A 23,487-nucleotide genomic window follows, 5' to 3' on the forward strand; every position below is an offset into this window, starting at 1 on the left:
GTGCGGCCCTGGCCACGGTGAAAAAAGCTCGTCAGTCATGCTGGGCCCGTGGAGATGGATCTGCACCACCATGGCGACGCGGAGGTGGCACCCGGGCTGGTCGACCTGGCCGTGAACGTTCGCCGTCAGCCGATGCCGCCCTGGCTCGCCGGCCCGATCGCCGCGACGCTCACCGAGCTGGCCGCCTATCCCGACGCGACCGCCGCGACCCGCGCGGTGCAGGCCCGGCACGGTCGCGGCGACGGTGAGGTGCTGCTCACCGCGGGCGCCGCCCAGGCTTTCGTCCTGATCGCGCAGACATACCAAGGGCGGGCGGTCGTGGTGCACCCGCAGTTCACCGAGCCCGAGGCCGCCCTGCGTAACGCGGGTCACGCCGTCGAGCGCGTGCTGCTGCGCGAGGAGGACGGCTTCCGGCTGGACGCCGCGCTCGTGCCCGAGGAGGCCGATCTCGTCTTCGTCGGCAACCCGACCAATCCGACCTCGGTCCTGCACCCGGCCGCCGAGGTGGCGAAGCTCGCCCGCCCCGGCCGGATCCTCGTGGTTGACGAGGCGTTCGCCGACACGACCTTCCGCCCGGGTGTTGATCACGAGCCCGAGTCGCTCGCCGGCCGCCGGGACCTGCCCGGCCTGCTGGTCCTGCGCAGCCTGACCAAGACGTGGGGGCTGGCGGGTCTGCGGATCGGCTACGCGCTGGCCGCGCCCGAGGTGATCACGCAGCTGAGCAGGGCGCAGCCGCTCTGGGCCGTCGCCACCCCGGCCCTGGCCGCCGCCGAGGCCTGCGCCGGCCCGACGGCGGTGGCCGCCGAGCGGGAGATCGCGGCGGAGCTGGCCGCCGAGCGCCGCCACCTGGTCGACGCCCTGCGAGAAGTGCCGGAGATCACGATCGCGGGCGAGCCGGCCTCCGCGTTCGTGACAATCAAAATCCATAAGGCCCGGGACGTACGCGATGAGCTGCGCAGACGTGGCTACGCGGTGCGCCGTGGCGACACGTTCCCCGGGCTGGGCGCCGATTGGCTCCGCGTGGCCGTGCGCGACACTGCCACTACCGACGCGTTCCTGGATACGTTGAAAGCTGTTCTGAAGGAGCACCATTGACACCCCTCGAGTCGACGCTCGCGGCCGTCGCGCCCGCCGATGAGCAGGCCATGACCGCCGCCCGGGAGTTGCAGGACCGCCTGACCAAGCCGGCCGGCTCGCTGGGGGTGCTCGAGGAGCTGTCCGTACGCCTGGCGGGCCTGGCCGGTGCCTGCCCGCCGCCGGTGCCCGAGCCGGCCGCGATCGCCGTCTTCGCGGGGGACCACGGCGTGCATGCCACCGGCGTCACCCCGTGGCCGCAGGAGGTCACGGCGCAGATGGTCGCCAACTTCGTGGCCGGCGGCGCCGTGGTCAACGCCCTCGCCCGCCAGGCCGGCGCCTCGCTCATGGTCGTGGACGTCGGCGTCGGCATCCCGCTGCACGGCGGCGACACCCTGCTCGACGCGAACATCCGGCGCGGCACCCGCAACCTCGCCGTCGAGCCCGCGATGACCCAGGCGGAGGCCGAGGCCGCGCTCGAGGTCGGCATCTCGGTCGCCGGCGCGCTCGTCGAGGGCGGGGCGAAGTGCCTCGTGACCGGCGACATGGGCATCGCGAACACCACGCCCGCCGCGGCCCTGATCGCCGTCTTCACCGGGGCGAGCCCGGCGGCGGTCACCGGGCGGGGGACGGGCATCGACGACGACACGTACGCCCGGAAGGTCGACGTCATCACCCGCGCCCTCGAGCTGCACCGCCCCGACCCCGCCCAGCCGCTCGCCACGCTGGCCGCCGTCGGCGGTCTGGAGCACGCGGCCCTCGCCGGCTTCATCCTCGGCGCGGCGGCCCGCCGGGTGCCCGTCGTGGTGGACGGCGTCATCGCGGCGTCGGCGGCGCTGGTGGCGGCCGCGTTCGCCCCGGACGCGGTGGCCGCCATGGTCGCCGGGCACCTTTCGGCCGAGCCGGGCGCGACCGTCGCCCTCGACCACCTCGGCCTCACCCCGCTGCTCGACCTCGGCATGCGGCTGGGCGAGGGCTCGGGCGCCGTGCTGGCGCTGCCGATCGTGTCGAGCGCGGTGCGGGTGCTCCGCGAGGTCTCGACCTTCGACGATGCGGGGGTCACGGAGAAGTGAGCAATCTCTACCCCTTGGCGCTGCGGCTTGACGGCCGGCGCGTCCTCGTTGTGGGTGGGGGAGCGGTCGCCACCCGGCGCCTCCCCGCCCTGCTGGCGGCCGGCGCGGACGTGCACGTCGTCTCCCCGGAGCTGACGCCGGCTCTGCACGCGTACGTGGAGGCGGGCCGCATCACCTGGACGGCACGCCGCTTCGAGCCCGCCGACGTGACCGGCGCCTGGCTGATCCAGGTCGCGGTGGACGACGCCGGAGCCGCGGAACAGATCAGCGTCGAGGCCGATAAGAACGGCATTTTCTGCGTACGTGCGGACGACCGCAACGCCGCGACAGCCTGGACCCCCGCCGTGGCGCGCAGCGGTGACATCACGGTGGCGGTGACAGACAGCGGCGACCGGCGCCAGGCCATGGCTGTCCGCGATGCCGTCGCCTCGGCGCTCGCCACGCTAAAGCACGAAAAGTCGGATAAGTCGGGCTCGGTGGCGCTGGTGGGCAGCGGGCCGGGCGACCCCGAGCTGATCACGGTCAAGGGGCGCCGGCTGCTGGCCCTGGCCGACGTGGTGGTCGCCGACCGGCTCGTCCCCGGCATGCTGCTGGACGAGCTGCGCGAGGATGTCGAGCTGGTCGACGCGTCCAAGATCCCGTACGGCCCCTCGGTGGCCCAGGAGGAGATCAACCGCGTCCTCGTCGACCGCGCCCGGGCCGGGAAGTTCGTGGTGCGGCTCAAGGGCGGCGACCCGTTCGTCTTCGGCCGCGGCGGCGAGGAGGTCGTGGCGTGCGCGCAGGCCGGCGTACCCGTGGTGGTCGTGCCGGGCGTGACCAGCTCGATCGCCGCGCCGGCGCTGGCCGGCATCCCGGTGACCCACCGCGGCGTCGCCCACGAGTTCACCGTGGTCTCGGGCCACGTGCCGCCCGAGAGCAAGCTGTCCCTGGTCGACTGGTCCGCGCTCGCCCGGGCCCGGGGCACCCTGGTGATCCTGATGGGCCTCAAGAACCTCCCGAAGATCGCCGAGCGTCTCGTGGCCGACGGCAAGTCCGCCGGCACGCCCGCCGCCGTGATCCAAGAGGGCTCGACGTCCACCCAGCGCGTCCTGCGCAGCACCCTCGGCGAGGTGGCCGGGGCGGTCGCCGAGGCGGGCATCCGGCCGCCGGCCGTCGTGGTGCTCGGCGACGTGGTCAACGAGCTGCGATAGCGAGGTTTTTCGCCGGCGAGCTGCGATGGCGACGCTTCGCCGGCGAGCGGGGATAGTGACGCTGAGGAATGGGTAGCTCACTCACATGAGTGAGCGACCGCAGATGATCGTGGCCGGGGTGGTGCTGGACTCGCCGGACGCCCGGGAGCTCGCGGCGTTCTACCAGCGGCTGCTGGGCTGGAGCGTCGTTGAGGACAAGCCGGACTGGGTCATGCTGGGCGCCCCGGCCGGTGGGCCGGGGCTGTCCTTCCAGACCGAGTCGCGCTACGTGCGCCCGGTGTGGCCGGCTGGCCCCGGCGACCCGCAGATGAGCGTGCATCTCGACATCCACGTCACCGACCTGGACGAGGCCGGCGCGCACGCCGAGAAGGCCGGGGCCACGAAGGCCGGCTACCAGCCGCAGAAGGACGTCCGGGTCTATCTCGACCCGGCCGGCCATCCCTTCTGTCTATTCCTCTGAGCCCGCGTCCGGTGCGTCGTCCGGCACGCCGAGCTCGTCGAGGAAGGTGCGGGCCCACAGCGCCACGTCGTGGGTCCGCAGGTGCCGCTGCATGACCCGCATCCGGCGCTTGAGCTCGGCCGGCTCGGCGGCCACCGCGCGCAGCAGCGCGTCCTTGACGCCGTCGGGGTCGTGCGGGTTGCACAGGAACGCCTGGCGCAGCTCGGTGGCGGCCCCGGCGAACTCGCTGAGCACCAGCGCGCCGCCCCGGTCGCCGCGGCAGGCGACGTACTCCTTGGCGACGAGGTTCATGCCGTCGCGCAGCGGGGTCACCATCATCACGTCGGCCGCCACGTAGAGCGCGGCCAGCTCCTGCTTGCTCATCGACTGGTGCAGGTAGTGCACGGCGGGCATGCCGACCTTGCCGAACTCGCCGTTGATCCGGCCGACCTCGCGCTCGACCTTGACCCGCAGCGTCTGGTAGTGCTCGACGCGCTCCCGGCTGGGCGTGGCGACCTGCACCATCACCGCGTCGGGCACCTTGAGCTTGCCGTCGGCCAGCAGCTCGCGGAAGGCCTTGAGCCGCAGCTCGATGCCCTTGGTGTAGTCGAGCCGGTCGACGCCGAGCACGATCGTCTCGGGGTCGCCCAGCTCGGCGCGGATCTCCTTGGCCCGGGCCTGCACCTTCGGGTCGGCGGCGAGGCGCTCCATGTCCTTGGTGTCGATGCTGATCGGGAAGGCGCCGGCCTTGACGCTGCGCCCGTCCACCTTGATCGACTGGCCCTCGTAGCGCAGGCCGAGCAGGTGCCGCGCCAGCCGGACGAAATTCTGCGCCGCGAGCCGCTGCTGGAAGCCGACCAGGTCGGCGCCGAGCAGGCCGCGCAGGATCTCCGCGCGGAACGGCATCTGCATGAACAGCTCGATCGGCGGGAACGGGATGTGCAGGAAGAAGCCGATCCGCAGGTCGGGGCGCATCTCCCGGAGCATCGCCGGCACCAGCTGGAGCTGGTAGTCCTGCACCCAGACCGTCGCGCCCTCGGCCGCCACCTCCGCGGCCGCCTGGGCGAACCGCTGGTTGACCACCCTGTACGCCTCGCGCCAGCGCCGCTTGTAGACGGGCGTCTCGACGGCGTCGTGATAGAGCGGCCAGATGGTGGCGTTGGACTGGCCCTCGTAGTAGCGCTCCAGCTCCTCGGCGCTGAGCGGCACGGGATGGATGTGGATGCCCTCGAGCTCGAAGGGGTCCGGCGCGTCGCCGTCCCCACCGGCCCAGCCGATCCACGTGCCCCGGTGCTCGACGAGCACGGGGTGGAGCGCGGTGACCAGGCCACCGGGACTCGGTCGCCACTGCCGCTCGCCGTCGACGACGATCTCGTCCACGGGCAGGCGGTTGGCGACAACGACGAAGGAACTTCGATCGGCCACGCTGAGAGCACCTCCGGGTCGTACTGGTTCCCCGCTGCCGAGCCTACTGTTCGTGAGCAGCCGGGTCTTGCCGAGGCCTGTCATCCTTGGCCGGTGAGTCTGTCGGTCGATCATTCCCCGCCGCGGCGGCCGCTCTTCTTTCCTGTGGTCATCGCCACCGTGTTCCTTGCCATCATCGGCATGTCGGCGGGGCTGGCGCTGGGCACCCGGCACGATCGGGCCCAGCAATCGGCCGCCGGCCCGACGGCACCGGCGGAGTCCGTGGTGCCGAGCGCGACGTCCGGCTCGGGGCCCGATCTGGTCCGCTGCCCGGACGAGATGGAGCAGACCGCGCGGGCCAAGGGCTACGACATCCCGCTGGAGCAGGTGCTGAGGGTGCGCGCGGACGACACCGGCACCACGGTGTGGATCTGCGCCGGTCCGAGCGGCAGCCTCTTCTACCAGTCGAACAAGGGCGGCTACGAGGCCAAGTGGATCGAGGGGGAGACGGCCCTCTTCCTGCCGAAGGTCAAGCAGAAGGGCAACACGTACGTCGGGGTCGCGCCGGACGGCAACGTCTTCACCGTCAGCCCCACTGAGCTGCGGATCGAGTTCGCAAGCGGCCGGGCGGACGAGGTGCACGGCGTCAGCGAGGAGTGAGCCGGGCGGGGAATCCTTGCGAAGCGGCCGGGGTTCTTGTAGGGGGCGGCGAGCGACCTGGAAAGATTGGTCCGTCGTTCCGGCACCGGAAACCACGATCACGGAGGTAGGCCGCACTGTGGCCCAGTTCATCTACACCCTGGAGAAGGCGCGCAAGGCGCACGGCGACAAGGTCGTGCTCGACAATGTGACGCTGAACTTCCTGCCCGGGGTCAAGATCGGTGTGGTCGGCCCGAACGGCGCCGGTAAGTCCACGCTGTTGAAGATCATGGCGGGCGTTGAGCACGTCAGCAACGGCGAGGCCCGGCTGATGCCCGGCTACACCGTCGGCATGCTGGCGCAGGAGCCCCCGCTCAACGACGCGAAGACCGTCCTCGGCAACATCGAGGAGGCCGTCGCGGAGACCAAGGCCAAGCTCGACCGCTTCAACGCGATCGCCGAGCAGATGGCCACGGACTACAGCGACGAGCTCATGGAGGAGATGGGCCGGCTCCAGGAGGAGCTCGACAACGCGAACGCGTGGGACCTCGACTCCCAGCTCGAGCTCGCGATGGACGCGCTGCGCTGCCCGCCGCCGGACGCCGACGTCACCCAGCTCTCCGGTGGTGAGCGCCGCCGAGTCGCGCTGTGCAAGCTGCTGCTCGAGGCGCCCGACCTGCTGCTGCTCGACGAGCCCACCAACCACCTGGACGCCGAGAGCGTGCACTGGCTGGAGCAGCACCTCGCCAAGTACGCCGGCACGGTCATCGCCATCACGCACGACCGCTACTTCCTCGACAACGTCGCCACCTGGATCCTCGAGCTGGACCGCGGGCGCACGTACCCGTACGAGGGCAACTACTCCACGTACCTCGACAAGAAGGCCCAGCGTCTCGCCGTCGAGGGCCGCAAGGACGCCAAGCTCAAGCGGCGCCTCGACGAGGAGCTGCAGTGGGTGCGCTCCAACGCCAAGGCCCGCCAGACCAAGAGCAAGGCCCGCCTCGACCGCTACGAGGAGATGGCCACCGAGGCGGAGAAGACGCGCAAGCTCGACTTCGAGGAGATCCAGATCCCGCCGGGCCCGCGCCTGGGCAACACGGTGATCGAGACCAAGGACCTCGTGAAGGGCTTCGACGGGCGTACGCTCATCGACCACCTGTCCTTCTCGCTGCCGCGCAACGGCATCGTCGGCATCATCGGCCCGAACGGCGTCGGCAAGACCACGCTGTTCAAGACCATCGTCGGGCTGGAGAAGCCGGACGAGGGCACGGTGCGCATCGGTGAGACCGTCCACCTGTCGTACGTCGACCAGAACCGCTCCGGCCTCGACGGCGACAAGACGGTGTGGGAGGTCGTCTCGGACGGTCTCGACCACCTGATGGTCGGCAAGGTCGAGATGCCGTCCCGGGCCTATGTGGCGGCCTTCGGCTTCAAGGGCCCCGACCAGCAGAAGCCGACGAAGGTGCTCTCCGGCGGTGAGCGCAACCGGCTCAACCTCGCGCTGACGCTGAAGATCGGCGGCAACGTGATCCTGCTCGACGAGCCGACCAACGACCTCGACGTCGAGACGCTGGGCAGCCTGGAGAACGCGCTGCTCGACTTCCCGGGCTGCGCCGTGGTCATCTCCCACGACCGGATGTTCCTCGACCGGGTCGCCACCCACATGCTCGCGTGGGAGGGCACCGAGGAGGACCCCGACAAGTGGTTCTGGTTCGAGGGCAACTTCGACGCGTACGAGAAGAACAAGATCGACCGGCTCGGAGCCGAGGCGGCCCGTCCGCACCGGGTGACCTACCGCAAGCTCACCCGTGACTGAGTTGGCCCGCGGCGGAAAACCGAAAGAAGAACGTGGCTGAGTTGGCCCGCGGCGGAAAACCGAAAGAAAAAAGTGGCTGATCGGTTTGTCTACAACGTGGCCGTGCGCTGGTCCGACATGGACGCGTACGGCCACGTCAACAACGCGCGCTTCCTCACCCTGTACGAGGAGGCGCGCGTCGCCATGTTCTTCACCGGCGCCCGCGCGGAGGGGTTCACCTCCTTCGAGGAGGGCATCGTGATCTCCCGGCACGAGATCGACTACCTGCGCCCGGTGGACTACGGCGAGCCGGTGCGCATCGAGCTGTGGATCTCGCAGCTGCGGGCGGCGGCGTTCACCGTGTCCTACGAGCTGTTCGACGACAACGTGCTGGCCAGCCGCGCCAAGTCGGTCTGCGTGCCGTACAACCTCGCCGAGGGCCACCCGCGCCGGTTGACGCAGCAGGAGCGGGACTTCCTGGCTCCCTATCTGGCACTTGAACCATGACCGGCCATGGCATCGAGGGGGTCGCCGACGCCGGGGCTTTCCTGGCGCGGCTGACCCGGCTCGATCCGGCCCTTCCGGTGCGCCTGCGCTCCGGTAAGGGCCGCACCGCGTTCTGGGCCCGGCTGCCCTGGGGCGTTCTGGTGACCCGCGAGGTCGCCGGCGCCGGTCCGGGCGATGCGACCGTGTCCGCGGCCGAGCTGCTCTCCGCGCTGGCCGCCAGCCGGACCGAGCTGCCGTCCCGGCGCGACGCCGCCTGGCGCTGGCCGTTGCCGCCGGCCGCCGTGCAGGTGGTCGAGTCCGTCGCCGCCGCCGAGCTGACCCGCTTGGCCGAGGCCGCCGCGGGGACGCTGCGCGAGGTGTCCGCGGGCGGTCTGGCGGGCCGTTCGGTCGGGCAGCGGGCCGTGCGCGACGCCCTTCTCGATCACGTTGCGTTGGTGGTGACGCCGCCCGGCGGGGACCCGGTTCCGGTCTCGCAGCGGCTCGTCCAGGCGATCTCGCGCATGGGCTTCCTCGGGCCCGCCGGAAGCGAGGCGCCGAGCGCCCGCGTGTGCGTAGCGGGACGCTGGGTGGGAATTTCTGCACCATATGGAGTCGCCTGGCTACAGCCGGTCCAAGAATTGACCGTTATGCCTGTAGGGGGTCACCCGAAAGGGTGATGCCGCCTCGGTCGACCGGTCGCGCCCACCCTTTGAGGGGCTGACCTTCGCGACCTGTACGGGTACCGTCGCCCCCGGGTCCACCGCTACGTCCGGCGGTTGACCTGCTGGGGAGTGAGGTGCACAACGATGCCGTGGTGGTCATGGCGTCCCGGATCATCCGGAGACAACGAACCCGAGAACGGCGGCGAGGTCGCGCTGCAGAGCAGCGTCCGCGTCGGCGTGCCTACGCAGCGTGAACCCGAGCGCTTGTCGGTTTCCTCCGCCGGCCTGTGTTCGGCCGACGAGCCCGAGCAGGTCGCCCCGGTCGACCTGACCCGGATCGGCAAGGCCCTCGACCTGCTCGACATCCGCTTCCTCGCCGACGGCGGCGGGAGCCTGCTGGCCATGTGGGAGCGGCACGCGGTGCTGTTCACCCTCGAGGGCCCCGACGACGAGATCCTGGTGATGCGCGCCCGCCCGCACGCCACGGTCCCGCCGGACTGGGCCGACCGCGCCTACCGCGTGGTCAACGAGTGGAACCACACGCGCCGCTTCTGCAAGGCCTACATCGGCGACCCGACCGAGCGTGGGCAGCTGCCGATCTACGCGGAGCTCCAGGTGCCGCTGGCGTCCGGCGCGCACGACGCCCTCCTCGCCGAGATGCTCGACTGCGGCGCCGCGGTGGCCACCTCCTTCGTCGACTGGCTCCACGACGAAGGCGCTCTGTTATAAGGGGTTAACTCGCTTCGCTCGTCGGCGTGATCGCCCCCTTGAGGCGATGAGTTGGGCCCGGTTTTTCGGCGTTTGCACACCCCGCGAACGCCGAAAAACCGGGCCCAACTCATCGCCGGGCGATCACGAAGGTCAAAACCCGTGGCGGCGGGTCAGTTCAAGGGGAACATGCCGATGCGGCCGTGGTACTCCTTGCCGAGCTCGTCGGTGTCGGAGCCGACGATCAGGCCGCCGGGGACGACGAGGAACGAGCGGACGCCGACGCCGCGCTTGCGCGACGGGTTCCAAGGGAGGGCTCGGCCGGTGGTCGGGCTGACCGCGCCGATGCCCACGCGCTGCACGGCGCCTGGGCCGGGGCCCTTGGCGTCGCTGCCGTAGGGGTTGTCCAGGTAGCGCTGGTGGCCGCCGACGTAGACCGCGCTGCCCGTGACGGCCACCGCGTAGAGCGAGTCGCCGCCCGTACGCTGGACCCAGGTCGGGTTGTGCCGGCCGCCGCCCCCGGTCTCGAAGCGGGCCGCCGAGTCGCACAGCTTGACGGGGGAGGAGGCGCGTCCGGTCGCCGCCACGACGAAGTAGGTGCCGTCCGGGGAGAACTTCACCTGCCGCAGGTACGTGTCGAAGCCCTTCATGCACTCCGCCTCGTACGCGTCGGTGTACCAGCTCATCAGCGCCGCCGAGCCGCCGGACACGTCGTACATGGCGATCTGCGTCCGGGGCGCCGTGCCGGCCCGCCGGATCGCGCCCACCGCGACGAGCCGCGAGCCGTCCGGCGTGATGTCGAAGTGCTCGACGCGGGCGCGGGCGAGGCCCGGGGCGGACAGCCTGGCGTCGAAGCCGGTGTCGACGGCGCCGGTCGCGCTGTTCATGCGGACGAGGGCGGTGCGCCGGACGCCGCTGACCGAGGAGAAGGTGCCGCCGGCGTAGAGCCGGGTGCCCCGGACGGCCACCGACCGGACGTCGCCGAAGGCGATCTTGGCGCCGAAGGACGAGATCCGGGAGCCGTCCTCGACCGAGACGCGCGCGAGGCCCCGCTGGGCGGTGCCGTTGACCGTCTTGAAGGCACCGCCGAGGTACACCGTGTCGTTCGCGCCGGCGGCAAGGGTGTAGACCGCGGCGTCCACGGTGGGCGCGAAGGAGCGGACGGCGCCGTCGCGGAGGCCGTACGCGAAGATGTTCTTGCGCTCGTAGGTGTGCTTGCGCGAGCTGTCCTGCACCTTGGTGAAGGTGCCGCCGACCACGACCGTGTCCCCGACGACGGCGAGCGCCCACACCGTCCCGTCCAGCACGTGCGGCGTGTGGTCGACCGGGTCGGCCGAGACGAGCCGGGGCTGATAGGGGTCCGCCGCGGCGGGTGTCGCGCCGCTGAGCGGGATGCAGAGCAGGGCGGCGCTGAGGGCGGCGGCGAACGGTCGGGGTCGCATCGGAGCGGCTCCTGGGGTCGGGGCACGGGTCACCCGATCAACGAGCGGGCGGCCCCCCGGGATGCGCGTCCATGCTGTTCACCATGAAGTAGGCGGCCCGCTCCAGATAGTCCCAGAGCACCGCGTGCTGCTCGGCCGGCAGCTCGAGCGAGTCGACCGCCGCGCGCATGTGCAGCAGCCAGGCGTCGCGGGCGGCGGCGTCGACCACGAAGGGCGCGTGCCGCATCCGCAGCCGGGGGTGCCCGCGGGTGGCCTGGTAGGTGCTCGGCCCGCCCCAGTACTGCATGAGGAACAGCGTGAGCCGGTCGGCGGCGGGCCCCAGGTCCTCCTCCGGGTACATCGGGCGGAGGATCGGATCCTCCGCCACGCCCTCGTAGAACCGGTCGACGAGCTTGCGGAAGGTGGGCTCGCCGCCCACCGCTTCGTAGAAGCTGACCTCGCTCACGCTTCCAGTCTGCCAGCCGCGGTGCGCCGTCCCGGTGCCGGTGTGATGTGCATTGCGCCCATGTCCGGGCCGCTGTGCCGCGGCCGGTAACCCTCGCTGCCGCCCTGCCGGTGGTCACCCTGCCCCTCCGGTACGCCGTGAGCGGGCCGCCGCGGCACGGACGGGTCCTCCTGCCGGGGCGCCGGGGGCCCGGCGGGGGCGGGCGGATCGGGCGCGGCGTGCTTGCCGTGCTCCGGGGTGCCCGTGACGGCCGGCACCTTGATCCGCCGCGACTGCCGGGCGGCGAGCGTCACCATGAGCACGAGCCCCGCGAGACTCCACAGCCCGACGACGACCGGGATGGACGAGAACTGCGCGAGCACGCCGGTCGCCAGCACCGCGCCGCCCTGGGTGAGCTGGGTGCCGCCGGCCATCACGCCGAACGCCCGGGCCCGGTAACCGTGCGGCAGGGCGAGCACGAAGGCGCCGTTGAGCGTGGGGAGCAGCATGCCCTGGGCGAAGCCGGAGCCGGCGACGAGGACGGCCACGCTGACCGCGTTCGGGGCGAAGGCGGTCAGGGCGAGGCAGAGCGGCGCCAGCACGGCCAGCGGGCGGACCAGCCGCTGCTTGGCCTCGGCGGAGCCGGTCCGGCCGATGATGATGCCGCCGATGACGTACCCGATCGGGCCGGCGGCCATGATGAGCCCCTGGTCGAAGCCGGCCGCCTCCGCGTCGCGCTCGAACAGCGCGGCCCAGCCCGCCGCCAGCCCCTCGGGCAGGATCGTGAAGGTGGTCAGCGCGAAGACCATGATGGCGATCGCCCGCAGTGCCGGCGTGCCGAAGACGACTTGGAAGCCCTCGCCGGTCTCGCGCAGCAGGTGCCGGCGCTCGGCCCCGTCGTTGGCGGCCGGCCGGGGCTTGATGCCGCTCGCGATGATCAGCGCCGACACCAGGAACGAGACGGCGTCCAGGGCCAGGCCCACCCGCGGGTTGAGGCTCGCGGCCAGCGTCGCGCCGATCAGATAGCCGAAGACCTGCGTGCCCTGCAGCATCGAGGACTGCAGGGCGAGCCCGGTGACGAGCAGCCGCCGCTCGAGCACCTGGGGGATGAGCGCCGAGACGGTCGCCTGGGTGGGCGGGCCGCCGAGCATCGCGACGAAGAGCAGGATCAGGATGAGCGGCACCGGCACGCCGGGCAGGGCGATCAGGGCGATCGGGACGGCCCGGGCCAGGTCCGCGGTGATCAGGACCCGCTTGTACGGATAGCGCTCCGCGATGGCCGACAGCACCGGCCCGCCCAGGATCCACGGCAGATAGCTGATCGCGAAGGATGCCGCGGAGAGCGAAACGGACTGGCTCTCCTGGTAGACGAGGACGATGATGGCAGCACGGGCGAGATAGTCGCCGATCCAGCTGACCACGGTCGAGAAGAAGAGGGCGCGGAACTCGCCGACCGCCAGCACGTCGGAGAACGTGGGCCTGCGATCCGGCTCCGCATCTCCGGCGGTGGCGCCGGGCTGTGCGGGCGGTCGGTCGTCGGACACCCCGGGCCCTCCATCGATCGCGACGGCCGGCGGGATCGCCGACGGCGGCCGGTCACGAGCGCGGCTGACCCGGTGGTTTCGGCCCCGCGAACGTGACGCTGCAAGTGCAGATGCTTCTTGCACGCGATTCTGCCCGAAAGGCCGAGCGGTGGCTAGGGCGTACGGGCCGATTATCGGCCATTCGGTCGACTACGGACATCCCCCGGACGAAGTAATCCCAGCTCAGGTGGCTCCTCCCGGCCCCGCGGCCGGCTCGGATTCCATCGACGCCCGTTGCGGGTATGGGGGCACCGCAGAGCGCGGCAGCATGCGCGACACGGCGATCCGCTCGGCGATGCCGGAGGTCTCCAGCGCCTCGGTGAGCCGGCGCCGCAACTCGCGCTGGACGACCGGCTGGCCGTCCGCCGTCGTCTTGGCGATCGTGCGGATGACCGCGCCGTCGACGGTGAGCTGCTCGACGCCCACGACGTCCGGCGGCTCGAGGAACTCGGTCGCGTGCTCCGGCTCCTCCGCCAGCGCCAGGGCCGCCTCGCGGAGCACCGTGGTCGCCTCCTCGGAGTTGACGAAGCCGATCGGGATGTCGATGACCACCATCGCCCAGCCCTGGCTCTTGTTGCCGACCCGGATGATCTCGCCGTTGCGGATGTACCAGAGCACGCCCCGCATGTCCCGCACGGTCGTCACCCGCAGCCCGACCGTCTCGACCACGCCGACCGCGTCACCCAGGTCGACCGAGTCGCCGACGCCGTACTGGTCCTCCAGCAGCATGAACAGGCCCGCGATCAGATCCTTGACCAGGCTCTGGGCGCCGAAGCCCAGCGCGACGCCGACGATGCCCGCGCTGGCCAGCAGCGGCCCCAGATTGAAGCCGAGCTCGCCCATCACGAGCAGCGCCGCCATCGAGAAGACCACCGCGGTCACGAAGCTGCGCAGCACCGACCCGATCGCCTCGGCCCGCTGCCGCCGGCGCTCGGGGATGAACTGCGCGGCGGTCGCGTCGTCCTGCTTGTCCGCGCGCTCGCGCAGCGGCTTGAGCAGCGCCGGCATGGCCGCTCGGGAGGTGGTGTGGGTGAGCCGGCTGATGGCCCGGCGCAGCGCCCAGCGCACCAGCATGGCGATCAGGATGATCGCGAGGATCCGCACCGGCTTGACGAAGAAGACATAACCGCTGTTGGCGAGCCATTGGTTGTGCGTCTCGTTGAAGATCCACGTGCACAACGCGTCGGTCTTGCACTGCTCGGTGATGGTCGGCCCGTTGAAGACGTCGGTCGACGACGAGGGCGACGGGGTGGGGGCTAGCAGGGTCACGGGTCCCGACCGTACCGGGCTTTCCGCACCCGGCATCCGCCCGGCCGTCCTCAGACGTTTACGTCCGCGCCACAGATAGTGCTCGCCAATTCGTCTTCCATCAGGGACTATTGGCCTGCGAGCTACGCCACCCGCGCGGGGCTCGGCCGACCTCGCCTGAGACGACAACCACACCGGGAGCGCCACCAGCACCTACACCGAAGGGTGAACACGATGCCTGACATACGACCCTCAGTGGGCTCATCCGCGTTGGTTCTGAACGCCACCTACGAGCCGCTGTGCGTCGTATCGGTGCGTCGGGCGACCATCCTGGTGCTGACCGCCAAGGCCGAGCCCGTCTCCGACGGAGATGGGATCCTGCACAGCGCCCACCAGGACTTACCGGTCCCGTCGGTGGTGCGGCTCACCCGCTACGTGAAGGTGCCCTACCGCACCCACATCGGCCTCTCCCGCCGCGCGATCTTCGCCCGCGACGGCGGCCGCTGCGCCTACTGCCGCGGCTCGGCCGAGACCATCGACCACGTCTTCCCGCGCAGCCGCGGGGGCCTCCACGCCTGGGACAACGTGGTCGCCGCATGCGCCAAGTGCAACCACAGCAAGGGCGACAAGACACCGGCGGAGCTGGGGTGGCGGCTGCACACGGCGCCCGCGGCACCACGCGGCGTGGCCTGGCGGGTCCTGGGCCACCGCACCCCCGATCCCCGCTGGGCGGACTGGCTGGACCTGCCCGCCCCTGTCACCGAAGTCGCCGAGGCCGCATAGAGCGCGCGCTCGGCTTTTTTGTACGTCGCTGCTCTGCGCGTCGCGTGTCGGTGCGTCAGGGCTGCGTCGACCAGGCTGGCGAAGACGATGATGTTGTCGCTGTAGCCCTGGCGGCCGCCCAGCCAGGTGCCACCGCAGGTGACGAGGCGCAGGGACGGCCGGGAGTAGTCGCCGTAGACCCGCTTGATCGGGAGCTTCTGCTTGCCGAAGTGCTCGACCGAGTTCACCTTGAAGACCGCCGTGTCGCCGTCCTCCCGCTTCACCCGGATCTCCTGACCCGGCTTCAAGCGGCCCAGCCCGTGGAAGACCGACGGCCCGGTGCGGGTGTCGGCGTGCCCCACGATCAGCGCCGGGCCGAACTGGCCGGGCGTGGGCCCCTGCTCGAACCAGCCGGCCTCGTTGTGCCGGTCCAGCGGCGGCACGGCCACCGAGCCGTCCGCGGCGAGGCCGACGTCGAGGATCGGCGCCTCGATGTCCAGGGCCGGGATGCTGACCTTCGTCGGCCGGCTCGGCTCCAGCACCGGGAAGGACCGCGGCGGCGGCTCGTCGGGCCCCTTGAACACGTCGCGAATGTCGAAGCCCGTCATGGCGCCGGCCCCCATGCACACCACGAACAGCCCCACGAAGACCAACGCCGCCGCGATGAGCCCGAGCGGCAGGACCGGTCGCCCCCGCACCGGCGGTGGAGCGGGCAGCTGGCTCCCGTTGCGCCGCGTCACCGGCCGTGCCCGCCCCCGCGGCGGCGCCGTCGACCGCGCCCCCGAGGTCGTCCACGGCTCGGTGCCCGGCCGGGCTCCGGCGACCGGGGGCGCTTCGTCGGCGGGTCGTCCATCTCGGCCCGCCCGGGCCGTCCCTGGATCGTCCCTCTCGGGCCCCGGCTCGTCGCGGCGGCCGCCCCAGTCGTCCTGCGCGTCGTAGTCGTCCTCCGCGTCGTAGTCGTCGTCCTCGAAGGGGAGGAGATCGTCGTCGAGGGTGCGACCTTCGGGTGACTCCTCCGGGGTGACGATCTCGGCCGGCCGGCGGCTGCGGACCGCGTCGGGGACCCGGGGTCCCGGGTAGGCCGACGGGTCCGGCTGGACCTCCGCGGACACCGGTGCGGCCTCAGCCGAGCCGGCGGCGGCGCATCGCCACCAGGCCGAGGGCCAGGCCCGCCGCGACCACGGCGCCGCCGCCGCCGAGCAGGAGCGGTGCCGCCCCGCCCCGGGCCGTGCCGCCGCCGCCCGTCGCGGGGCCCCGGGAGGGCTCGACCCGGGCCACGACGTGCAGGGTGCTGCTCGCCTTGGCGCCGTCGGAGCAGGTCAGCTCGACGCGGTAGTCGCCCGCCTCGGTGGTGCGCGGCACGGTGACCGTGGCGGTGAGGAAGCCGAAGGCGGGGGCGACCGGGACGTTGCCGATCGGCTCGGCCGCCACGGAGCCCTCCTTCAGGTTGTCGTCGCAGCTGGCGCGCAGGCCGATCTCGTCGCCGGCGCGGACGGTGTCGGGGTTGATCTCGAGGAAGACGTCGGCTGCGGCGGCGGGTGACGCGGGCAGCAGAACGCCCGAGGTGGCCAAGGCGAGCGCCGCGCAGGCGGCCGGGACGGAAATGCGCATGATCTCCCCCTCCTGCCGTCCGGAGCCGAAACCGCACGGACGGCGCGTGAGGGTGATTTTCGCACCTCCGGGCCGTTTTCGCGCCGCCGCCGGGATCCCACTTGTGGGTCTTGACACCCGGCGCTCCGTGGCGGGGCACACTCCGCTACCGTGATTGACGTTCGGATCACTGGGCACACAGTGACTTGGCCAAGTTCCTTATGACGCCTGGGGGCGTTGAGGTTGTCGATTCTTCAGACCATTTTGGTGTTCGCAGTGATTCCGGTGGCGTTCATCGGTCTTGTCGCGGCGCTCGTCTTCGCGACCAGCCGCCGCCACGAGCCCGACCGGCGCTACCGCCCGGGCCGGCCCTTCGACTTCGAGCCGATCTGGTTCGTGTCCTCGCCCCAGCAGGTCAGCGAGGCCGCGCCGGCGAAGGTGATCGAGGCCGGCACCGCTCTGGACGCGTCGGGCCGCCCGGTGACGCGGCCCGCGACGGTGGGAGGCGCAAGTGACCGTTGGTGAGTCCCAGGCCCTGAGCCGCGAGGAGCGCGAGCAGCCGATGACGGCGCTCGACCGCCCGGGCGGGCCGACCCTGGCCGAGCACCCCGAGCTGGGCATGTCCCCCGAGCAGCGCGTCGCCCTCGATGGCCCCTTCACGACGCGCCAGCTCCTGCACCTCGACCACGCGCTGCGCACCGCCAACGAGCAGACCGGGCTGGCGTTCAGCGTCTACCTGGGCGATCTGGCGGAGCCGACCCGCGAGTCGGCGGTGGCCCTGCACGCCCAGATCAAGAACAACGACCTGGCGGTCCTGCTCGCGGCCTCGCCCAACCAGCGGGTCCTGGAGATCGTCACGGGCTCCCTGGCCAAGAAGCGCATCTCCGACCGCGACGCCAAGCTGGCCGCCCTCTCGATGGCCGCGGCCTTCGCGGGCGGCGACCTGGCCGGCGGCGTGATGGCCGGGCTCGACCAGCTCTCCAGCCACGCCGGCCGCAGCTGAGGCGAAGACTCACACCCAGGTTCCGGGGGCGACCCGGACCGGGAAAGGGGCGTCGATCCGCACAGGATCGGCGCCCTGTGCCGTCTGCAGGGTTTCGTAGCCCGCGTTGCTCAGCGCCAGGGCATGCACGACCGGGTCGGCGCCCGGCACGACCCGCCAGAAGCAGCCGATGCCGGCCCGGGCGTAGAGGGCCGGCTTGAGCAGCGCGTCGTAGCTGCGCGTGCTCGCCGACTCCACCTCGACCACCAGCGCCACGTCGCCGGGTGCGGCCCAGCTCGCACCCGAGGAATGCGGGCGGAGCACGGTCACGTCGGGGATCAGGTTGCTCGCGCCCAGCGCGACGCCGAGGCGGTCGCACACCCACCAGCCCTCCGGCGCCGCCGCCCGCAGCGTGGCGACCAGCGCGGCGACGATGGCGTCGTGCACCGGGTCCTGGGGCGGGGTGACGTGCAGGCTGCCGTCCACGATCTCGTAGCGGTGCCCGTCCTGCGGGAAGTGGTGCAGGTCCGGCTCGGTCCACGGCCCGTCCGGCGCGGCATGGCGAACGACGCTCTGACCGGTCACCGTCACGCGCCCACCCCTTCGCCCCGACAAACCGTTCCGCCGACGCCGATCCCCGTATCCGACGCGGAGTGCCAGCGTACTCACACAGGGTTGTTTCCGTCGGGTTTCGGGCGCCGGATTTCCCCATGTGGCGCAAGGAACCCCTCGCAGGCCCGCCCGCCGCACGCGCGCGGAACCGAACAGAAAGCCCCCGCGCCGCACGAGGCGACGCGGGGGCTCCGGAGGAACGGTCAGGCCGAGGCGATGTCCTTCGCCCGGGCCTGCAGCGCGCGCAGCACCCCGTCGCGACCCTCGGCGACCAGCCGCCGCAGCGACGCCGGGTGCCCCTCGGCCGCCAGCCACGTGTCGGTGAGCGCCACGGTGTCCGCACTCACCTGGTACGCCGGGTAGCCCAGCATCACGAACTCCTGCGCCGGCTCGCTGTCCGAGGCGGCCCAGACGTCGTCGACGACCTCGAAGAACTTCGCGGCGTACGGCGCCGTCAGCTCGACCTGGCTCGCCGACTGGAAGCCCTGCAGCAGCGACCGGTGCAGCCAGTTCGGCAGCTTCTCGGGGCCGGTCAGCCGGGCCCAGACGGCCGCCTTGTTCGCCTCGGTCGGGATGAGCGCCCGGGCCAGCGCGGCCTCGCGCTCGCCGCTCGCCGTCCGGTCGGCGGCGAGTTCGGTCTCGATCTCCGACTCGGCCGCCACGCCGCGGGCCGACAGCGCCTGCAGCAGCGACCAGCGCAGCTCGGTGTCGATGGTCAGCCCCGCCGGCACGTCGCGGCCCTCGAGCCAGCCGCGCAGCACCGCCAGGTCGGCCTCGCCGCGGGCGGCACCGATGTAGGCCCGGGCCCAGGCGAGCTGGAAGCCGCTGCCCGGCTCGGCCGCCGCCACGGCCGCGCGGGCGGTCTCGGCGAGCTGGGCCCATCCGGTGGGCGCCCAGGCGGGGTCCGCGTACATGGCGAGGGCCGTGGTGGCCTGCCGCAGCGTCGCCGTGGTCAGGTTGATGTCCTGCTCGCGGGGGAGGCCGGTGCGGACCAGCGCCACGTAGTCACGGGCGGACAGCTCGGCGTCGCGGACCATGTCCCACGCGGCGGCCCAGCACAGCGCGCGGGCCAGCGACGAGTCGAGCCCGTCGATGTGCCGGACGACCGTCTCCATCGAGCGCTCGTCGAGGCGCAGCTTCGCGTACGTCAGGTCGTCGTCGTTGAGCAGCAGCACGTCGGCGGCCCGCTGACCGGCCAGCGCCGGGATCGGGGTCTCCTCGCCGGTGACGTCGACCTCGATCCGGTCGCGGCGCACCAGCCGGTCGCCCTCGAGGTCGTAGAGGCCCACGCCGATACGGTGGGTGCGCAGCGTCGGGTACGCCGCCGGCGCCTCCTGCCGCACGACAACGCTCTCGTACGTCCCGTCGGCGCCGATCGTCACGACCGGGCGCAGCGTGTTGACCTGCGCGGTCTCGAGCCACTGCGCCGCGAACTTGCGCAGCTCGCGACCCGACGCCGTCTCCAGCTCGCTGAGCAGGTCGTCGAAGGTGGCGTTGCCCCACGCGTGCCGCTGGAAGTAGGCGCGCAGGCCGGCCAGGAACGAGTCGAGCCCCACGTACGCGACGAGCTGCTTGACCACGCTCGCGCCCTTCGCGTACGTGATGCCGTCGAAGTTGACCTCGACCGCCTCGAGGTCCGGCATCTCGCAGTAGACCGGGTGGGTCGAGGAGAGCTGGTCCTGCCGGTAGCCCCAGTTCTTCCGGATGCTCAGGAAGGTGGTCCACGCGTCGGTGAAGCGGGTCGCGTGGGTGTTGCACCAGTGGCTGGCCCACTCGGCGAACGACTCGTTGAGCCACAGGTCGTTCCACCAGCGCATGGTGACCAGGTCGCCGAACCACATGTGGGCGAGCTCGTGGAGGATCGTGTTGGCGCGCTGCTCGTACTCGTAGTCGGTGACCTGCGAGCGGAAGATGTAGTGCGCCTCGGCGTGCGTGACGCAGCCGAAATTCTCCATGGCGCCGGCGTTGAAGTCGGGGACCCACAGCTGGTCGTACTTCGGCAGCGGGTAGCGCACGCCGAACTGCTCGTGGAAGAAGTCGAAGCCCTGCTTGGTGACCAGGAACAGGTCGTCGGCGTCGAGGTGCTGCGCCATCGAGGCCCGGCAGAAGACGCCCAGCTCGATGCCGTCGTGGCTGTCGCGCACCTGGTGGTAGGGGCCCGCGCAGAGCGCCGTGATGTAGGTGCTCATCGTCGGCGAGGTCTCGAAGTGGACCGTCTTGGCGCCGCCGGCGGCCTCCTCGGTGCCCGCCTCGGGCATGTTGGAGACGACGGTCCAGTGCTGCGGGACCGTGGCGTGCCAGGTGAAGACGCTCTTCAGGTCGGGCTGGTCGAAGGCCGCGTAGACCCGCTGCGCGTCGGCCGTCTCGAACTGGCTGTAGAGGTAGACCTCGGAGTCCACCGGGTCCACGCTGCGCTGCAGGCCCTGCCCGCTCGCGGAGTAGTGGAAGTCGGCGTCGACGACCAGCTTGTTCTCCGCGGCGAGCCCGGTCAGCGCCAGGCCCTTCTCCGCGGACCAGCCGGACAGGTCGACGGGGGTGTCGTTGAGCACGGCCGAGCGCACGGACGCCGCGGCCACCTCGATGAACGTCGTCGCGCCGGGCTCGGCGCAGCGGAACGTGACCTCGGTGACGGACCGGAACGTGCCGTCGCCCGGCTTGCCCGACCCGTCGGTCAGATCCAGGGCGATGTCGTACCCCGTCACCTCGAGCAGGCGGGCCCGCTCGGCGGCCTCGACCTGGGTCAGGTTACGAACTCCGGCCACGATCACTCTCCTCCACGACGGCCGCGGCGGCGCCCGCCCGGCCCGAAGCTTTCTCAAGGCCACCCTATGTGGTCATCGTGCGGAGTACGCACCCGTGGTGCGGTCGGGGAAATCACGATGGGGGCTCTTCGGCCGAAACAGTCACATCCGCAGCCCGTCGGCCGTTGGATGAAGAGTGAGAACCGTCACCCGATCGGAGAAAACCGTGCGCGAGACCGACAACGCCATCGCCGTGCAGCGTGGTTCCTGGGACCAACTGCCCGCCGACGTCGCCGCCATGGTGGCGCCGCCGGTGACGGTGAGCACCTTCCCGGCCACCGAGCCGGTCGACCCGCGGCGCCGGGCGCGCGAGGCCCGCCTGCGCAAGAACATGCCTTCGGCCTCCGGGTACGCCCGCCGCCGCTCGATCTGACCCGCCCGACCTGACTGGTGGGACGGCCCGGGGGTCGTCCGAGCGGGGAAGTGACGGCCTGGGTACCGTTCGGCGCATGACGGTCGTGCACCCGATCAGCCGGGCCTGGATCACCACCGGTGGCACCGGAGCCCAGAACTACGACGAGTTCGCCGACGACGCCGAGATCACTCAGATCATCGCCGACAACCCGCGCAGCGCGCTGGCCATCGAGATGCCCCACCGGGCCCCTTCCGCCGTGGGCAAGGCGTTCCTCGACTGCCTGCCCGACGCCGCCGCCCGCCTCGCGAAGGAGCAGGCCGACGGCAGCTACGCCCCCGCCGGGGACGTGGTGGTGCTCTACCGCATCAGCGCGCCGGGCGAGCCGGCCGCGTACGGCCTCTGGGCCATGGTCGACACCGATCAGATCTCCACCAGCGCCGACGAGCCGGGGCTGGTGATCCGCAACGAGGACGTGTTCATCGCGAAGGTCCGCGAGCGGGTCGCACTCGCCGAGGCCCTCGGCACGCTGCTGTCCCCGGTGCTGCTGCTGCAGACGGGCAAGGGTGACGAGCTGCACACCGCGCTCGCCGCCGCCGTCGACGCCGCGGGCGAGCCGGCCGCGACGGATGTGGACCAGTCCGGGCGTACCCATGCGATCTGGGTCGTGCCCGAGGGGCCGCTGCAGCGTGAGCTGACCGCCCTGGCCGGGGGCGGGGAGCTGGTCGTCGCGGACGGCAACCACCGCAGCCTGGCCGCGCAGACCGGCGGCCTGCCGCGCTTCCTGGCCGTCGTGACCACGCCCGGCTCGGTGGCGATCCAGCCCTACAACCGGCTGGTGTCCGGCGTCCCGGTCGACGACCTGGTGACGAGCCTCACCGCGGCCGGTGCGCGGGTCGATCCGCTGCCGCGCGCCGCGGAGGTGCCGGCCAAGGGCACCATCGAGCTGTACGCCCAAGGCAAGTCGTACTCCGTGATCCTCCCCGCCGAGCCGGGGTCGCCCGCCGTCGACAACCTCGACCACGCGCTCGTGGAGCGGGTGCTGCTGCGGGGCGCGCTGGGCCTGGACCCGGGCGACAAGCGCATCGCGTACGTCGGCGGCGACTACCCGGCCGGCTGGCTCCGCGACGAGGTGGACGCCAGGCGCGCCGACCTGGCCGTGCTCATCGCCCCGGTGACCGTGGACGACTTCGTGGCCGTGAACCTCGAACGCCAGAAGCTGCCCCGCAAGAGCACCTGGTTCACGCCCAAGGCCCGCGGCGGCCTGGTGCTGGCCCAGCTCTGATGCTGCATCCACAGGTCGCCGCGGCTCGGCAGGTGCGCGAACGGCCACCCGCCGAGGCGCTGGCGGCCGACCCCTACGAGCAGCTGCTCTCCGCCCGCAAGGCGATGGAGGAGACGGTCGAGGCCGAGTGCGGCCCGGCGATCCCGCTGCCCGTGGTGGTCGACGTGGACGCGGACGGCGTGCCCTGCCGGCTGTACGCGAGCCGCGCCGGCGCCCCCGTCCTCGTCTACCTGCACGGGGGCGGCTGGTGCTACGGCAGCGTGGAGACCGTCGACCGGCTGTGCCGCCGCATCGCCGACCGCTCGGGGTGCGCCGTGCTGAGCGTGGACTATCGGCTGGCGCCCGAGCATCCGCACCCCGCTGCGCTCGAGGATGTCGAGACGGTGCTGCGCTGGGTGCGGAGAGAGGGAAGCGGCCTGGGGGTCGACCCGGCCCGGCTCGCGATCGGCGGTGACAGCGCGGGCGGACAGCTGGCCACCGTCGCCGCCCGGCGGCAGCGCGATGCGGCCACCCCGCTGGACTACCAGGTGCTGATCTACCCGGCGATCGATCCGATGCTGGCCTCTTCGTCGTACGACGAGGTCGGCGAGTACGGCCTGGACCGCGCCGCCATGAAACTGGCCTGGGAGACGTTCGTCCCATCCGCCGCTTCGCGGTTCAGCCCGGACGTCGCACCCCTGGCGGTGGCGGACCTCACGGGCATGCCGCCGGCCCTGATCATCACCGCCGAGTACGACGCCCTGCGCGACGAGGGCGCCGACTATGCGGACGCCCTGCTCAGCGCGGGTGTGCCGGTCGTGCACGTGCGCTACCAGGGGGTGAACCACGGCTTCGCCCGCAAGCTCGCGATCTTCGACGCCGCCCGGGCCGCGGCCGACCAGATCGCGGTCAGTCTGCGGGCCGCGCTGACGTTCTGATCGGGGTTTGACAGACTGC

The 23,487-nt window shown here is 72.0% G+C and carries 23 protein-coding genes and 1 pseudogene; 15 read left to right on the forward strand and 9 right to left on the reverse strand.

All coding sequences use genetic code 11. From position 1 onward, the window contains the following. Positions 1–54: 54 nt before the first annotated feature. From cobC to RBH18_RS16770, 4 genes are all read left to right on the forward strand, one after another. Entirely contained in the window at positions 55–1,095 is a 1,041-nt protein-coding gene (cobC, locus tag RBH18_RS16755) for an Rv2231c family pyridoxal phosphate-dependent protein CobC (protein WP_306208773.1), read from the forward strand. Next, positions 1,092–2,147 carry a nicotinate-nucleotide--dimethylbenzimidazole phosphoribosyltransferase gene (gene cobT / locus RBH18_RS16760; RefSeq protein WP_306208724.1) on the forward strand — a complete coding sequence of 352 codons (1,056 nt, stop codon included), beginning with the start codon at positions 1,092–1,094 and terminating at the stop codon, positions 2,145–2,147. The genes cobC and cobT overlap by 4 nt, the downstream gene beginning before the upstream one ends. Then, positions 2,144–3,337, forward strand: a complete 1,194-nt coding sequence (cobA, locus tag RBH18_RS16765) for a uroporphyrinogen-III C-methyltransferase (protein ID WP_306208726.1) — start codon at positions 2,144–2,146, stop codon at positions 3,335–3,337. The genes cobT and cobA overlap by 4 nt, the downstream gene beginning before the upstream one ends. Before the next feature lie 85 nt (positions 3,338–3,422). Further along, complete coding sequence (locus RBH18_RS16770; RefSeq protein WP_306208728.1) at positions 3,423–3,797, forward strand: VOC family protein; 375 nt, start codon at positions 3,423–3,425, stop codon at positions 3,795–3,797. On the opposite strand, the gene RBH18_RS16775 is transcribed toward RBH18_RS16770, so the two are convergent. Further along, positions 3,786–5,201 carry an alpha,alpha-trehalose-phosphate synthase (UDP-forming) gene (locus RBH18_RS16775; protein ID WP_306208730.1) on the reverse strand — a complete coding sequence of 472 codons (1,416 nt, stop codon included), beginning with the start codon at positions 5,199–5,201 and terminating at the stop codon, positions 3,786–3,788. The genes RBH18_RS16770 and RBH18_RS16775 overlap by 12 nt on opposite strands. Positions 5,202–5,294: 93 nt before the next feature. Here RBH18_RS16775 and RBH18_RS16780 point away from each other — a divergent pair, with 93 nt between their 5' ends. From RBH18_RS16780 to RBH18_RS16800, 5 genes are all read left to right on the forward strand, one after another. After that, on the forward strand, positions 5,295–5,840 hold the full coding sequence (locus tag RBH18_RS16780; RefSeq protein ID WP_306208733.1) for a hypothetical protein: 546 nt from the start codon (positions 5,295–5,297) through the stop codon (positions 5,838–5,840). Positions 5,841–5,958: 118 nt separating this feature from the next. Next, positions 5,959–7,635, forward strand: coding sequence for an energy-dependent translational throttle protein EttA (gene ettA / locus RBH18_RS16785; RefSeq protein WP_306208734.1), 1,677 nt, complete (start codon positions 5,959–5,961; stop codon positions 7,633–7,635). Between the two features lie 72 nt (positions 7,636–7,707). After that, a complete protein-coding gene (locus RBH18_RS16790) occupies positions 7,708–8,121 on the forward strand; it encodes an acyl-CoA thioesterase (RefSeq protein ID WP_372338925.1) in 414 nt (137 codons plus the stop codon). After that, entirely contained in the window at positions 8,118–8,777 is a 660-nt protein-coding gene (locus RBH18_RS16795; RefSeq protein ID WP_306208737.1) for a serine/threonine-protein kinase, read from the forward strand. Before RBH18_RS16790 ends, RBH18_RS16795 begins: the two co-directional genes overlap by 4 nt. Positions 8,778–8,975: 198 nt before the next feature. After that, positions 8,976–9,491 (forward strand): type III secretion system chaperone family protein, encoded by a 516-nt coding sequence (locus RBH18_RS16800; protein WP_372338928.1) that lies wholly within the window; start codon positions 8,976–8,978, stop codon positions 9,489–9,491. A gap of 152 nt (positions 9,492–9,643) precedes the next feature. Here the strand turns inward: RBH18_RS16800 and RBH18_RS16805 are convergent, their stop codons facing one another. From RBH18_RS16805 to RBH18_RS16820, 4 genes are all read right to left on the reverse strand, one after another. Continuing rightward, positions 9,644–10,912, reverse strand: coding sequence for a delta-60 repeat domain-containing protein (locus RBH18_RS16805; protein WP_306208741.1), 1,269 nt, complete (start codon positions 10,910–10,912; stop codon positions 9,644–9,646). A gap of 37 nt (positions 10,913–10,949) precedes the next feature. Further along, positions 10,950–11,357, reverse strand: a complete 408-nt coding sequence (locus tag RBH18_RS16810) for a globin (RefSeq protein WP_306208742.1) — start codon at positions 11,355–11,357, stop codon at positions 10,950–10,952. Next, a complete protein-coding gene (locus RBH18_RS16815; RefSeq protein ID WP_306208744.1) occupies positions 11,354–12,880 on the reverse strand; it encodes an MFS transporter in 1,527 nt (508 codons plus the stop codon). Before RBH18_RS16815 ends, RBH18_RS16810 begins: the two co-directional genes overlap by 4 nt. Before the next feature lie 222 nt (positions 12,881–13,102). Next, positions 13,103–14,188 (reverse strand): mechanosensitive ion channel family protein, encoded by a 1,086-nt coding sequence (locus RBH18_RS16820; RefSeq protein WP_372338926.1) that lies wholly within the window; start codon positions 14,186–14,188, stop codon positions 13,103–13,105. Positions 14,189–14,401: 213 nt separating this feature from the next. Here RBH18_RS16820 and RBH18_RS16825 point away from each other — a divergent pair, with 213 nt between their 5' ends. After that, on the forward strand, positions 14,402–14,950 hold the full coding sequence (locus tag RBH18_RS16825) for an HNH endonuclease (RefSeq protein WP_306208746.1): 549 nt from the start codon (positions 14,402–14,404) through the stop codon (positions 14,948–14,950). A 128-nt stretch (positions 14,951–15,078) separates the two neighbouring features. Here RBH18_RS16825 and RBH18_RS16830 read toward each other — a convergent pair. Continuing rightward, positions 15,079–15,552: pseudogene (locus RBH18_RS16830) on the reverse strand (class F sortase); the annotation flags it as partial. Between the two features lie 499 nt (positions 15,553–16,051). Further along, positions 16,052–16,540 (reverse strand): hypothetical protein, encoded by a 489-nt coding sequence (locus RBH18_RS16835; RefSeq protein WP_306208748.1) that lies wholly within the window; start codon positions 16,538–16,540, stop codon positions 16,052–16,054. A 246-nt stretch (positions 16,541–16,786) separates the two neighbouring features. Between RBH18_RS16835 and ctaJ the strand changes: the two genes are divergently transcribed. Together ctaJ and RBH18_RS16845 are read left to right on the forward strand one after the other, a co-directional pair. Next, positions 16,787–17,044, forward strand: a complete 258-nt coding sequence (ctaJ, locus tag RBH18_RS16840; protein ID WP_306208751.1) for an aa3-type cytochrome oxidase subunit CtaJ — start codon at positions 16,787–16,789, stop codon at positions 17,042–17,044. A 94-nt stretch (positions 17,045–17,138) separates the two neighbouring features. Next, on the forward strand, positions 17,139–17,522 hold the full coding sequence (locus RBH18_RS16845; protein WP_306208777.1) for a DUF5130 family protein: 384 nt from the start codon (positions 17,139–17,141) through the stop codon (positions 17,520–17,522). Between the two features lie 9 nt (positions 17,523–17,531). Here RBH18_RS16845 and RBH18_RS16850 read toward each other — a convergent pair whose 3' ends face one another. Together RBH18_RS16850 and pepN are read right to left on the reverse strand one after the other, a co-directional pair. Then, complete coding sequence (locus RBH18_RS16850; RefSeq protein WP_306208753.1) at positions 17,532–18,092, reverse strand: Uma2 family endonuclease; 561 nt, start codon at positions 18,090–18,092, stop codon at positions 17,532–17,534. Between the two features lie 224 nt (positions 18,093–18,316). Next, positions 18,317–20,875: an aminopeptidase N gene (pepN, locus tag RBH18_RS16855; protein ID WP_306208755.1), complete on the reverse strand. Its 2,559-nt coding sequence runs from the start codon at positions 20,873–20,875 to the stop codon at positions 18,317–18,319. Between the two features lie 205 nt (positions 20,876–21,080). Here pepN and RBH18_RS16860 point away from each other — a divergent pair, with 205 nt between their 5' ends. The 3 genes from RBH18_RS16860 to RBH18_RS16870 all read left to right on the forward strand — a co-directional run bounded on the left by RBH18_RS16860 (position 21,081) and on the right by RBH18_RS16870 (position 23,468). Continuing rightward, on the forward strand, positions 21,081–21,287 hold the full coding sequence (locus RBH18_RS16860) for a hypothetical protein (protein ID WP_306208756.1): 207 nt from the start codon (positions 21,081–21,083) through the stop codon (positions 21,285–21,287). A gap of 76 nt (positions 21,288–21,363) precedes the next feature. Next, positions 21,364–22,551 carry a DUF1015 family protein gene (locus RBH18_RS16865; RefSeq protein ID WP_306208758.1) on the forward strand — a complete coding sequence of 396 codons (1,188 nt, stop codon included), beginning with the start codon at positions 21,364–21,366 and terminating at the stop codon, positions 22,549–22,551. Further along, on the forward strand, positions 22,551–23,468 hold the full coding sequence (locus tag RBH18_RS16870; RefSeq protein WP_306208759.1) for an alpha/beta hydrolase: 918 nt from the start codon (positions 22,551–22,553) through the stop codon (positions 23,466–23,468). Before RBH18_RS16865 ends, RBH18_RS16870 begins: the two co-directional genes overlap by 1 nt. Positions 23,469–23,487: the final 19 nt, after the last annotated feature.

The organism is Actinoplanes oryzae, assembly GCF_030757795.1.
GTDB lineage: Bacteria > Actinomycetota > Actinomycetes > Mycobacteriales > Micromonosporaceae > Actinoplanes.

Bases quoted from the DNA above. Each gene is read 5' to 3' on its own strand.
- RBH18_RS16865 (WP_306208758.1), top strand. From the start codon at position 21,364: ATGACGGTCGTGCACCCGATCAGCCGGGCCTGGATCACCACCGGTGGC.
- RBH18_RS16845 (WP_306208777.1), top strand. From the start codon at position 17,139: ATGTCCCCCGAGCAGCGCGTCGCCCTCGATGGCCCCTTCACGACGCGC.
- RBH18_RS16825 (WP_306208746.1), top strand. From the start codon at position 14,402: ATGCCTGACATACGACCCTCAGTGGGCTCATCCGCGTTGGTTCTGAAC.
- RBH18_RS16835 (WP_306208748.1), bottom strand. From the start codon at position 16,540: ATGCGCATTTCCGTCCCGGCCGCCTGCGCGGCGCTCGCCTTGGCCACC.
- cobC (WP_306208773.1), top strand. From the start codon at position 55: ATGGATCTGCACCACCATGGCGACGCGGAGGTGGCACCCGGGCTGGTC.
- RBH18_RS16805 (WP_306208741.1), bottom strand. From the start codon at position 10,912: ATGCGACCCCGACCGTTCGCCGCCGCCCTCAGCGCCGCCCTGCTCTGC.
- RBH18_RS16870 (WP_306208759.1), top strand. From the start codon at position 22,551: ATGCTGCATCCACAGGTCGCCGCGGCTCGGCAGGTGCGCGAACGGCCA.
- RBH18_RS16795 (WP_306208737.1), top strand. From the start codon at position 8,118: ATGACCGGCCATGGCATCGAGGGGGTCGCCGACGCCGGGGCTTTCCTG.
- RBH18_RS16770 (WP_306208728.1), top strand. From the start codon at position 3,423: ATGAGTGAGCGACCGCAGATGATCGTGGCCGGGGTGGTGCTGGACTCG.